General features: G+C 59.3%; 10 protein-coding genes. 6 read left to right on the plus strand and 4 right to left on the minus strand.

Features of this window, described 5'->3' with window-relative positions:
* Positions 1-88: 88 nt before the first annotated feature.
* On the minus strand, positions 89-787 hold the full coding sequence (locus tag HBN61_RS12985) for a DsbA family protein (RefSeq protein ID WP_094993225.1): 699 nt from the start codon (positions 785-787) through the stop codon (positions 89-91).
* Between the two features lie 260 nt (positions 788-1,047).
* Between HBN61_RS12985 and HBN61_RS12990 the strand changes: the two genes are divergently transcribed.
* A complete protein-coding gene (locus HBN61_RS12990) occupies positions 1,048-3,120 on the plus strand; it encodes a TonB-dependent receptor (RefSeq protein WP_170046915.1) in 2,073 nt (690 codons plus the stop codon).
* A gap of 92 nt (positions 3,121-3,212) precedes the next feature.
* On the opposite strand, the gene HBN61_RS12995 is transcribed toward HBN61_RS12990, so the two are convergent.
* Together HBN61_RS12995 and aguA are read right to left on the minus strand one after the other, a co-directional pair.
* Positions 3,213-3,413 (minus strand): hypothetical protein, encoded by a 201-nt coding sequence (locus HBN61_RS12995; RefSeq protein WP_094993227.1) that lies wholly within the window; start codon positions 3,411-3,413, stop codon positions 3,213-3,215.
* Between the two features lie 232 nt (positions 3,414-3,645).
* The gene (gene aguA / locus HBN61_RS13000; protein WP_169964587.1) at positions 3,646-4,755 is read right to left on the minus strand and encodes an agmatine deiminase; all 1,110 of its coding nucleotides are present in this window, start codon (positions 4,753-4,755) and stop codon (positions 3,646-3,648) included.
* A 325-nt stretch (positions 4,756-5,080) separates the two neighbouring features.
* On the opposite strand from aguA, the gene rfbB reads away from it, so the two are divergent.
* The 5 genes from rfbB (at position 5,081) to HBN61_RS13025 (ending at position 10,797) form a co-directional block, all read left to right on the plus strand.
* Complete coding sequence (gene rfbB, locus HBN61_RS13005) at positions 5,081-6,163, plus strand: dTDP-glucose 4,6-dehydratase (RefSeq protein ID WP_094993229.1); 1,083 nt, start codon at positions 5,081-5,083, stop codon at positions 6,161-6,163.
* Positions 6,164-6,165: 2 nt separating this feature from the next.
* Positions 6,166-7,050 carry a dTDP-4-dehydrorhamnose reductase gene (gene rfbD, locus HBN61_RS13010; RefSeq protein WP_170046921.1) on the plus strand — a complete coding sequence of 295 codons (885 nt, stop codon included), beginning with the start codon at positions 6,166-6,168 and terminating at the stop codon, positions 7,048-7,050.
* A 66-nt stretch (positions 7,051-7,116) separates the two neighbouring features.
* Positions 7,117-8,931: a sensor histidine kinase gene (locus HBN61_RS13015; protein ID WP_170046916.1), complete on the plus strand. Its 1,815-nt coding sequence runs from the start codon at positions 7,117-7,119 to the stop codon at positions 8,929-8,931.
* Positions 8,928-10,322, plus strand: coding sequence for a sigma-54-dependent transcriptional regulator (locus HBN61_RS13020; protein WP_169964591.1), 1,395 nt, complete (start codon positions 8,928-8,930; stop codon positions 10,320-10,322). Before HBN61_RS13015 ends, HBN61_RS13020 begins: the two co-directional genes overlap by 4 nt.
* A 19-nt stretch (positions 10,323-10,341) precedes the next feature.
* Complete coding sequence (locus HBN61_RS13025) at positions 10,342-10,797, plus strand: thioesterase domain-containing protein (protein WP_170046917.1); 456 nt, start codon at positions 10,342-10,344, stop codon at positions 10,795-10,797.
* A gap of 111 nt (positions 10,798-10,908) precedes the next feature.
* Here the strand turns inward: HBN61_RS13025 and HBN61_RS13030 are convergent, their stop codons facing one another.
* Entirely contained in the window at positions 10,909-11,160 is a 252-nt protein-coding gene (locus tag HBN61_RS13030) for a pyocin S6 family toxin immunity protein (RefSeq protein ID WP_094993232.1), read from the minus strand.
* Between the last annotated feature and the right edge of the window lie 151 nt (positions 11,161-11,311).

Genomic DNA, 11,311 nt, shown 5'->3' on the forward strand with positions numbered 1-11,311 from the left:
TCCTATCCGCCGTTACATCCGGGTGTCAATTTGATGAAACTTCCATCGCCGTTGAATGTCAGGCGATCCATTGCCACCACGCCCGGTATTACTCCGCACACCCATCCAGACCGCAGGCTGGCGCCGAGTTGGAAGGCTTATGGGCACCAGTAGCGGCCAGTTGTCGCAGCCATTGGGCGAAGGCCTGCGGGTTGCCCAGCCAAGGGCTTATATCCACAACCTGATACAGCCTCTCACGCTCAAGCACCAATGTCGGAAACCCTTGGCCGCCCACATCGGCCAGTAACCTGCGACTGGCTTTGAAGTGCGCGCGCGTGACCTCGCCGTTGCACGCGTCATACGCCGCGAGAAACGCATGCACATCCAGGCCCATTTGCGCCGCCACGGCCATCAGCACGTCTTCATCTGCAATCCGGCGCCCTTCGACATAGTGAGCAATCTGCAAACGCCCCAGCAGGTCAAGACCGCGCCCGGCCAATTGCTCGGCGGCCAAGACAGCCGTGGTGGGCGGCGCAGAATCGAAGACCGCGCTGGTGTCGCGCAACAAGCCATCGAAGTAGGCGTCGCCAAACACCTGCCCGGTGTGCTCGGCAATGCGTTTGTCATGGGGCATTACATAGTCACGCAACTGCGCGGACACCGGACGCCGATGACTGTCGATCATCATTCCGCCGCTGTGGGCGACCACCGGCAAAATGGCACGGGCAGCGTCAATCAATGGCTTGGCGCCGTAGCACCATCCGCACAGGGGGTCGTAGATGTAGTGCAAGGTCGTAGCAGCGGTCATGAACAGTCTCAAGCGAGGTAAACATCAGGTGGCAAGCCTAGCGCCGAGACGTGCCCTGAAAAAACGCTGAAAGGGTGCTTAGTGTATTTCGTGAATCGTTCAGATCCAGTGTTTACTACGGGTTAATCGATACAGCAACATTCAGACACAAACTTTCCGCTGAAGCAACTGGTAATGATAAACAGATACCAACAAGAACCATTATCATCCGCGACCTAGAAAATAATACTCGCTTTAACCTTCACGGAAGTTTCTCAACCATGCGTTCCCTCTGCCGCTTTACGCCCTTTAAATTGGGGCTGTGTGCATGCCTGTACGTCGGATTCAGTAGCGCTGCCACCACCCTTCCCGAAACCTCGGTCAATGCCACCGAAACCGACCTCGATGACCCGCGGGTCAAAGAGGTCACGACCGCGACCCGTACCTCAACACCCCCGCGGTATGTGCCGCAAGCCATTGATTCGGTCAAAACCAGCAACCTGATGGATTACGGCATCAACACGCTGGGCCAGGCCTTGAGCGGCATTCCCAACGTCAGCAGCACGGCGGACACCCGCTTCGACAGCTTGCGCATTCGCGGCTTTGACGCCAGTAACGACTTTTACCTCGATGGCATTCGCGACGACAGCCAGTACGTGCGCGACTTGCACAACATTGAACGCATCGAAGTGCTCAAAGGTCCGGCCGCCGTGCTGTATGGCCGCGGCAGTCAGGGCGGGATCGTCAACCGCATCAGCAAAATGCCTCAATACGGGCGCCCGTCCAGCATTCAGGCGCAAGGAGGCACAGACGATTTTCGCAGCCTGTATGCCGACCTCAGCGCCGACCCGAGCGACACCCTCAGCCTGCGCTTGAACATGGGTAACGAAGACAAAAACAGCTTCCGCGATCATGTCAGCGGCAACCGCCAACTGTTTGCGCCGTCGATGAGCTGGCAAATCACCCCGGACCTCAATTGGTTGGTGCAGTACGAATACAGTCGCTACAACCGCACCCCGGATCGCGGGATCCCGAGTGTTGACGGACGGCCTGCCGATGTCAGCCGGGGTACTTCGTATGGCGGGCAGAACGACTTCATCGACGACAAGACCCAAAACCTGCGTTCACGGCTCACCTATGAATTGAACGGGAACTGGCAACTGCGCCACACCCTGGGCATTTTCACGCTCGACAGCCAGTTCGAGAACACCTACCTGACCGGCTACGACGCCAAGACCCGCAAGGTGAACCGCCAGAGCTGGCAGCAAGACATGACCACCCGCAACGTCTTCAACAACCTCGAATTGGAAGGTGTGTTTGATACGTTCGGGTTGGAACACCGCCTCCTGACCGGTCTGGAGCTGGGCAGTCAGCGCCGTGACCCCAAGCTTTACAGTGCCAAGGGCGTGCCCGGCGTGGACCTGTACAACCCGGATCGCCGCCTTCGCCCGACAGGCCCGATGGCGCTGTCCAGTGACAACCACACTGAAGTCGAAAGTCAGGGCCTGTATGTACAGGACCAGGTCCGCCTCAACGACCAATGGCAGGTACTGGCCGGTTTGCGCCATGACCGGTTTGAAGTCGACACCACCAGCAACCTGAAAAGCATTTCGCAAACCCGTAACAGTCACGGCACCAGCCCGCGCCTTGGGGTGGTGTGGACGCCGCTGGAAACCCACGCGTTCTATGCTTCGTGGACCAAAACCTTCTCCCCGGTGGGCGGCGGTTTGATCGGCATCACGCCGGGTGCATCGGGCAACACCAATGACCTGAGCCCCGAGCTGACCAAGCAAAAAGAAATCGGCGTGAAAAGTGACTGGCTGAACGAGCGGCTGAGTACCACGCTGGCGGTCTACGAACTGGCGCTTTACAACCGCCGCACCAAAGACCCGGAAAACCCGGAAATCACGTTGCTGTCAGGCTTGCAGCGTTCGCGGGGCATCGAGCTGACGGCCAGCGGCAAATTGGGCGGCAACTGGTACATGCGCGGGGGTGTCGGCGTGCAGGACGCCACCGTGGTCAAGGACAACAACGGCTTTGAAGGCAAGCGCATCAATGGTGTGGCCAAGCGCAACGGCAGTCTGTTCCTGACCTGGAAACCGGAAATGGGCTGGTACGCTGAAACAGGTCTGACGCTGGTGGGGCAGCGCTATGCCGATAACCAGAACACTGTAGTGCTACCGGGTTATGGCCGTTGGGATGCATTGGCGGGATATCGGGAAAAAGATTGGGAGGTCAGCGGCGCGTTGACCAACCTCACTGACCGCGACTATTACGCGTCCGCCACCAGCGGTTCGCAAATCATGCCCGGCGAACCCCGCAGCTTGGTGGTGACTGGCAAATACAGCTTCTAAACGTTGAACCTGTAACCGTGGCGAGTAACGCGGGGTTGCCTGGGGCATCGCCTTCGCGGTCTCGTGCCTCGCCAGCGGCGACAGTCAACGTTTCAACTCATCAACACACCCGACAGGGCCTCCAGTTCTGCCTCGCTGAACAACCCGGCCGGGTAGCGTTCGCGAAGAAGTTGATAGGTAGACTGGCCTGGCTGGTTGCAGGGTCCTTTGCGTTTAAACCAATTGGCCAGAACGACAAGCGACTCGTGACTCACAGGTTGTGGTCGCGAACCCCGCTCGCAAAATACGTTCATGACAGCGCTCTCCAGGTACTTGAGCGGCAAATGTACTCAAGGTGTGTGACAGAACATCGCCGCGAGTAGCGCGACATGCCCGGCATGGCTCCCTTTCAAGATTTTTAACAAACTCTTTTACAAAATTTATACGCGTAATTACGGACTCATTTTTTGACCTGAAACAAAAAACCCGCCGTTATTGCAAACGGCGGGCTTTTTATTCATTCAACAAAGCTACAAGGCGTCTGGATCAGGCCTTGTGGGGCGCTGGCTGTTGTTGCGTCAGGCAGTGAATATTGCCGCCACCCAACAACAACTCGCGACCCGGCACCATCACCACTTCGTGTTGCGGGAAGAGGTCTTGCAGGATGGCCTTGGCCTGGGCGTCCATCGGGTCATCGAAGCTTGGCGCAATGATGCCGCCGTTGACGATCAAAAAGTTCACATAAGAACCGGCCAGTCGCTGCGACGGGTGGCGGTCCTGGCTGCCCACCACTTTGTCGACGCCATCGCACTCTTCCTGGGTGGCATACAGTGGCCCCGGAATCGGCATTTTATGCACCACGAATGGGCGGCCCTTAGCGTCGGTGCTGGTCAACAGCACATTCATCGCCGCGTGGCAGCGCACATAGTTCGGATCGCGCTCGTCGTCGGTCCAGGCCAGCAACACTTCACCGGGGCGCACGTAACAGCAGAAGTTATCCACATGGCCGTCGGTTTCGTCGTTGAACAGACCGTCCGGCAGCCAGATGATTTTGCTCACTGCCAAATTGGCGCGCAGCACGTCTTCGATTTCTTCGCGGGACAAATGCGGGTTGCGGTTGCGATTGAGCAGGCACTCGGCCGTGGTAATCAGCGTGCCTTCGCCATCGACATGAATCGAGCCGCCCTCGAGCACGAAACGCTCGGTGTAATAACGCGGGCACCGCTCGATTTCCAGCACCTTGCTGCCCACCTGCTGGTCGCGGTTCCACGGCGCATACAGACCGCCTTCAAAACCGCCCCATGCGTTGAAATCCCAGTTCACGCCGCGCACTTCGCCGCTGTCGTTAATGACGAAGGTCGGCCCGCTGTCACGCACCCAGGCGTCATCGCTGGACATCTCGACCACACGAATATTCGGCACATCCAAGCGGGCACGGGCATTTTCGTACTGACCGGCCGACACACAGACCGTCACCGGCTCAAAGCGCGCAATGGCCTTGGCCACAGCGGCGTGCGCGGCCTGAGCGGGCTTGCCACCCAAACGCCAGTTGTCCGGGCGCTCGGGCCAGATCATCCAGGTTTGGGTGTGCGGCGCCCATTCGGCCGGCATGTAAAAACCGTCTGCGCGGGGCGAACTGTGCAAAAGAGTGGTCATTGAAATCAGGGCTCCAAAAATCCGTCGAGGTTGGGTTGAGCCAGCGCACGGCCCGCCATCACAGAACAGTGGACGTCCGGTGGGGCGGACGTCAACACGCAGCCCTCTTATAGCCGACAAATATCTACTTTTAAAACGTTTTCAGAGGATCGGTACGTTTAAATTGGTTTTTAGGTCGATATATATCGATAAATTCAGGATAAATGCCTTAACCCTTTGCCTCATTCATTCCCTCACCTGCTCAGTAGCACTTGCACCGCTCCGCGCATCCCCACAAGCTATGCGCCAATTGTTTGTACACCGTCAGGGAATAAGGGATATCCACATGCGCATTTTAGTTACCGGCGGCGCCGGTTTTATTGGTTCAGCTCTGATCCGTCACCTGATCCAGAACACCGGGCACGAGGTCCTCAACCTCGACAAACTGACCTACGCCGGCAACCTTGAATCGCTGCACAGCATTGCCACCAACACCCGCTACGAGTTCGTGCAGGCCGATATCGTCGACCAGGCCACCGTCAGCGCTGTAATTGAGCGCTTCCAGCCGGAGGCGATCATGCACCTGGCGGCCGAATCCCACGTTGACCGTTCCATCGACGGCCCGTCGGACTTCATCCAGACCAACATCGTTGGCACCTACAGCCTGCTGGAAGCCACGCGCGCTTATTGGCTCACGCTTGAAGAACCGGCGAAAAGTGCGTTCCGTTTCCACCACATTTCCACTGACGAAGTGTATGGCGACCTGCATGGCGTGGATGACCTGTTCACTGAAACCACTCCGTATGCGCCAAGCTCGCCGTACTCGGCCAGCAAGGCCGCTTCGGACCACTTGGTCCGCGCCTGGAACCGCACCTACGGCTTGCCGGTGTTGCTGACCAACTGCTCGAACAACTACGGGCCGTTCCATTTCCCGGAAAAACTGATCCCGCTGGTGATCCTCAATGCACTGGCGGGCAAACCGCTGCCGGTCTACGGCAATGGCCTGCAAGTACGTGACTGGTTGTATGTGGAAGACCATGCCCGCGCCCTGTTGAAAGTCGTAACCGAAGGCGTGGTGGGCGAGACCTACAACATCGGCGGCCATAACGAGCAGAAGAACATCGACGTGGTGCGTGGTATCTGCACCCTGCTTGAAGAGCTGGCACCTCAGCACCCGGCTGGGGTGGCACACTTCGCAGACCTCATCACCTTCGTCAAGGACCGTCCGGGCCACGACCAGCGCTACGCCATTGACGCCAGCAAAATCGAGCGCGAGCTAGGCTGGGTGCCGGAAGAAACCTTCGAAACCGGTTTGCGCAAAACTGTGCAGTGGTACCTGGACAACCTTGAATGGTGCCAACGCGTTCAGGACGGTAGCTATCAGGGCGAGCGTCTAGGCTCTACAGAACCCAAAGACCTGATTGCATGACCATGGGCTCGCCTGAATTGAAAATTCTCATCAGCGGTAAAACCGGCCAAGTGGCCATGGAGCTGCAAAAACGTCTGGCCGATTTGGGCGAGTTGATCGTGCTGGGTCGCGATCAACTGGACCTGAGTCAGCCTGAGCAAATCCGTGCGCAGGTGCGGGCACATGCGCCTGATCTGATCATCAACGCAGCCGCCTACACGGCCGTGGACCAGGCCGAAAGCGACGTCGACGCCGCGAATGCGATCAACGCCACAGCGCCCGGTATTTTCGCTGAGGAAGCCCAGGCACTGGGCATCCCGCTGATTCATTACTCCACCGATTACGTGTTTGATGGCAGTAAAGAATCGCCCTATACCGAAGACGACCCAACCAACCCGTTGAGCGTCTATGGCCACAGCAAGTTGCTGGGTGAAAAAGCCATTGCCGCGACAGGGTGTCAGCACCTGACACTGCGCACCAGTTGGGTCTACTCCTCGCACGGTAAAAACTTCCTGCTGACCATGCAGCGCATGCTGCAAGAAAAACCGGAACTGCGCATCGTAGCGGACCAGATCGGCGCGCCTACGTGGGCGGGCACCATTGCCAACAGCACGCGGGCCTTGATTGAGCGCTGGCAAGCAGGCAACCCTGGCCCTTGGGGCGTTTACCACCTCACGGCCCATGGCCAAACATCATGGTTCGGCTTCGCCCAGGCCATCGGTGAACAGTTGCTGGCGCTGGACAAGCCATGCGCCGTGCTCGAAGCCATCCCTTCGAGCGCCTATCCAACGCCTGCCAAACGTCCGCTTAATTCACGACTTGATTGCAGTCGGCTGGCGGCTGACTGGGGCGTTACGCAGCCCGACTGGCACACGGCGCTGCGCGAGTGCATGGCCGAGCAAGGCTAAACATCGGACGCGGATAGCTAAAAACCGCAGGTATACTGCGCCGTACTCTTGCGGCGTAGTTTCAACATGATCAAAACCCCTCCCGTGCCTCGCAGACCTCGCTGGCGCAGCCTCGCATTACTGGCCTTGTGTCTGGCGCCGTTGTTGTGGCCGTTGCAGCATCTGGCCGAGCGTTATTACCGCAGTGAACTGGCCGGGCAAAATCGCCAGACCCTCGATCTCTACGTCGCCAACCTGCTGGGCACGCTGCATCGCTATGAAGTGCTGCCGCAAATCCTTGGTGAACTGCCTGCCCTGCGCGCCCTGCTGGCAGACCCGGAAAACCCGCAAATTCTCAGCCACGCCAACCAGTTGCTCAATGAAATCAGCACCCAGACAGGGGCCGAGGTCATGTACCTGATGGATGCCCACGGCGATACGCTGGCCGCCTCTAACTGGGACAAGCAAGACAGCTTTATCGGCCGCAACTTCGCCTTTCGCCCTTATTTCAGTGAGGCGATGGACGGCAAACTGGGGCGTTTCTTCGGGCTGGGCACCACCTCCGGCAAACGCGGTTATTTCTTTGCCGCGCCCGTCGTCGAGGGTGACAAGAAAATCGGCGTGCTGGTGGTCAAGGTCGACCTCGACCACACCGAGCGCCTGTGGGGGCAAACGCCGGAACAACTGATGGTCACCGACCCCAATGGCGTGGTCATTCTGACCTCGCGCCCGGAGTGGCGCTTCAGGGCCACCCGCGAACTGACACCGCAAGAGCAGCAGTCGATCTTTGCCATCCTGCCCTACCCGACCCGCGACCCGAAGCCGCTGAATCTGAACCTCAGCAATTGGTTGGTACAAACCCAGGGCATCGACGAAACCGGCTGGAGCGTCAACATCCTCGCCCCGCGCACCTTGATCGACCGCCCGGTACGCACTGTGCTGGCCATCGGTGGCGCCACGCTGCTGGTGGTGATGTTGCTGATTGGTTTGATGATGCAGCGTCGTCGTCACTACATGGAGCGCATCGCCTTTGAAGCCAAGGCCCGCCGCGAACTGGAAATGCGCGTGGCAGAGCGCACCAGCGACCTTGAAGGGCTGAACCGGCGCCTGCGCGAAGAAGTGCTGGAGCGCGAACATGCGCAACAAGAACTGGTACGTGCGCAGGACGATCTGGTGCAGGCCGGCAAGCTGTCTGCGCTAGGCACCATGTCAGCGAGCATCAGCCACGAGTTGAATCAGCCGCTGGCCGCCATCCGCAGCTACGCCGAAAATGCCGAGGTCTTGCTGGACCACCAACGCATCGACGACGCACGCGGCAATCTCAAGCTGATTAACGAGCTGACTGGGCGCATGGCGTCGATCATTGCTCACCTGCGGGCCTTTGCGCGGCGCGATCGCCATGCCCCGGAAAGCGTCGCCTTGCAACCTGCGCTGGATGACGCGCTGGCCTTACTGGCCAAACGTCGGCGCAGCATGGAAGTCGAGTTGATTCGCGACTTGCCTGCCGCCACGCTCTGGGTTGAAGCCGGAGAAACACGCCTGCGCCAAGTGCTGGGCAACCTGCTGGCCAATGCCCTCGACGCGCTGACCGAAAAAGGTCCGCCGAGGCGGTTGTGGTTGAGTGCCGAATCCACCCCGGAAGGCGTCACCGTGTGCATCCGCGACAACGGGCCGGGTTTCTGCATGGAGGCGCTGGGCCGCGCTGGCGAGCCGTTTTACACAACCAAAACCCGAACCCAGGGGCTAGGCCTGGGCCTTGCCATTTGCGACACCCTGATTCGAGCCTTTGGCGGCGAATTGCTGTTTGCCAACCACAAGGAAGGCGGCGCCTTAATTACCCTACGACTGCGCGCAGGCGCGCCGGGCGTCAGCCTGCAAGCTTCAGAGGATTCCAGGTCATGAGCCAACCCATCGACGAGAAGGTCCAGGTCATCCTGATCGATGACGACCCGCACCTGCGTCAAGCGCTGTATCAAACCCTCGACCTCGCAGGCCTGAACGTCCTGCCGCTGGCCGAAGCCACCGGCCTTGCCGGGCGCATCGAGCGCAACTGGCCGGGTGTGGTGGTCAGTGACATCCGCATGCCCGGCATGGACGGACTTGAACTGCTGGCCGAACTTCACGCCCAGGACCCCGAACTGCCGGTGTTGCTGATTACCGGCCATGGCGACGTGCCCCTCGCGGTACAAGCCATGCGCTCCGGGGCCTACGACTTTCTGGAAAAACCCTTTGCCAGCGACGCTTTGCTGGAGGGTGTGCGCCGCGCCCTGGCCTTACGCGCGCTGGTGCTGGACAACCGCAGCCTGCGCATGGCCCTGAGTGACCGCCAGCAACTGAGTACGCGGCTGGTCGGCCTCTCGCCCCCGATGTTGCGCCTGCGCGAGCAAATCGGCGCACTGGCTGCCACCAAGGCCGACGTGCTGATTCTGGGTGAGACCGGCTCCGGCAAAGAAGTGGTCGCCCGGGCGTTGCACGACTTGTCGAGCCGCCGCGACGGCCCGTTTGTGGCAATCAACGCCGGGGCGCTGGCCGAATCCGTCGTAGAAAGCGAGTTGTTCGGCCACGAGCCGGGCGCCTTCACGGGCGCGCAAAAGCGCCGGATCGGCAAGTTCGAATTTGCCAATGGCGGCACGCTGTTCCTCGACGAAATCGAAAGCATGAGCCTGGACGTGCAGGTCAAGTTACTGCGCCTGCTGCAAGAGCGCGTCGTCGAACGCCTGGGGGGGAACCAGTTGATCCCGCTGGACATCCGCGTGATTGCTGCCACCAAGGAAGACCTGCGTCAGGCCGCCGATCAGGGCCGCTTCCGCGCCGACTTGTATTACCGGCTCAACGTTGCCCCATTGCGCATCGCCCCGTTGCGCGAGCGTGGCGACGATGTACTGATGCTCTTCAAGTACTTTGCAGACGAAGCCAGTGCCCGCCACGGCCTGACCCACAACGTGTTGCAACCTGCACAACGCAGCTTGCTGCTGCGACACGCCTGGCCGGGCAACGTACGCGAACTGCAAAACGTCGCCGAGCGTTTTGCATTGGGGCTTGAGCTGGCGCTGGACAATGAGTCTGCCGATGCCCCGCCATCGTCTAGCCTTGAAGGTTCAGGCAAATTGAGCGAGCAGGTCGAGCATTTCGAGAAAAGCCTGATCATGGCCGAACTCGAACGCTCCCACAGCTCCATGCGCAGCCTGGCCGAAGCGTTGGGCGTGCCGCGCAAAACCTTGCACGACAAGCTGCGCAAGTACGGCCTGCACTTTGAAAGCGGCAGCCACGCCAACCCCGATGAACTTGAGTGATTTGACCAAAGAGGCCTGCATGAACCGCGACAGTCGTTACCTGGAATCCATCCTCCACCACGACATCCCGCTGACCCGCGAAATGGGCCTCAAAGTCCTCGGCTGGCATGACCGGCAGCTGCGCCTGCAGTTGCCGCTGAGTGCCAACATCAACCACAAGAGCACCATGTTTGGCGGCAGCCTGTACTGCGGCGCGGTATTGGCGGGCTGGGGCTGGTTGCATTTGAGGCTACGTGAAGCAGGCATTGAAGACGGGCACATCGTGATTCAGGAGGGCCATATCAGCTACCCGCTGCCGGTCACGCAGGACGCGATTGTGCTGTGCGATGCGCCGAACGAGGCAGCATGGAACACGTTTTTGAGCATGTACACACGCCATAGCCGCGCGCGCCTGACACTGCAAACCCGGGTCATCAATACGGACGGCGAAGAAGACGCCGTCCGCTTCAGCGGCCAGTATGTGTTGCATCGTTGACCCTGGAACGAGGGGCAATACCGATTAGGTACGGGCAAGCTGCAACAGCGTCTCGCGTTCAACCTTATAGACGGTGACACCAAAAGTTGGCGGGGAGACGTTGGTACCCACCTAAAGCAGACTGCTGCGAAGTCCTAAGAAGTAAACCAACTCACTATTCAAGGGGTCACCCAGTATCGCCATAGCCGCGATCGATTGATCTGGCGTTAGTTCATGCTCTCCCTCAGGGACATCACCCAGGGTGGTCCAGCCCATTGCAGCGAGTATTGCTGGCTCTAACTCTTGTGGGACGCTTTTCTTGTACTGCAAAGAGTCGTCTGGGTTGGGCTCTGGATAAAAGCCACTGATTGCAATAAATACCATGGGTGACACTCCTAATTCACTTAGGGATGCTCCGATCAACTTGTCGTGCAGCCGCGGCAAGTTGCAATTTTCCAGGCACCTACAGCGTCATTGGACGAAAAGTGACCGAAAAATCATGTACGGAGAGCTTTTTCGACCGGTTCTCCGTGTT

It is taken from the genome of Pseudomonas sp. WS 5071 (assembly GCF_012985765.1).
Taxonomy (GTDB): Bacteria; Pseudomonadota; Gammaproteobacteria; order Pseudomonadales; family Pseudomonadaceae; genus Aquipseudomonas; species Aquipseudomonas lundensis_A.

What these genes read in the sequence shown, in the direction of transcription:
- HBN61_RS13015 (WP_170046916.1), top strand. Translation starts at nt 7,117, where the DNA reads ATGATCAAAACCCCTCCCGTGCCTCGCAGACCTCGCTGGCGCAGCCTC.
- aguA (WP_169964587.1), bottom strand. Translation starts at nt 4,755, where the DNA reads ATGACCACTCTTTTGCACAGTTCGCCCCGCGCAGACGGTTTTTACATG.
- HBN61_RS13030 (WP_094993232.1), bottom strand. Translation starts at nt 11,160, where the DNA reads ATGGTATTTATTGCAATCAGTGGCTTTTATCCAGAGCCCAACCCAGAC.
- rfbD (WP_170046921.1), top strand. Translation starts at nt 6,166, where the DNA reads ATGGGCTCGCCTGAATTGAAAATTCTCATCAGCGGTAAAACCGGCCAA.
- HBN61_RS12990 (WP_170046915.1), top strand. Translation starts at nt 1,048, where the DNA reads ATGCGTTCCCTCTGCCGCTTTACGCCCTTTAAATTGGGGCTGTGTGCA.
- HBN61_RS12995 (WP_094993227.1), bottom strand. Translation starts at nt 3,413, where the DNA reads ATGAACGTATTTTGCGAGCGGGGTTCGCGACCACAACCTGTGAGTCAC.
- rfbB (WP_094993229.1), top strand. Translation starts at nt 5,081, where the DNA reads ATGCGCATTTTAGTTACCGGCGGCGCCGGTTTTATTGGTTCAGCTCTG.
- HBN61_RS13020 (WP_169964591.1), top strand. Translation starts at nt 8,928, where the DNA reads ATGAGCCAACCCATCGACGAGAAGGTCCAGGTCATCCTGATCGATGAC.
- HBN61_RS13025 (WP_170046917.1), top strand. Translation starts at nt 10,342, where the DNA reads ATGAACCGCGACAGTCGTTACCTGGAATCCATCCTCCACCACGACATC.
- HBN61_RS12985 (WP_094993225.1), bottom strand. Translation starts at nt 787, where the DNA reads ATGACCGCTGCTACGACCTTGCACTACATCTACGACCCCCTGTGCGGA.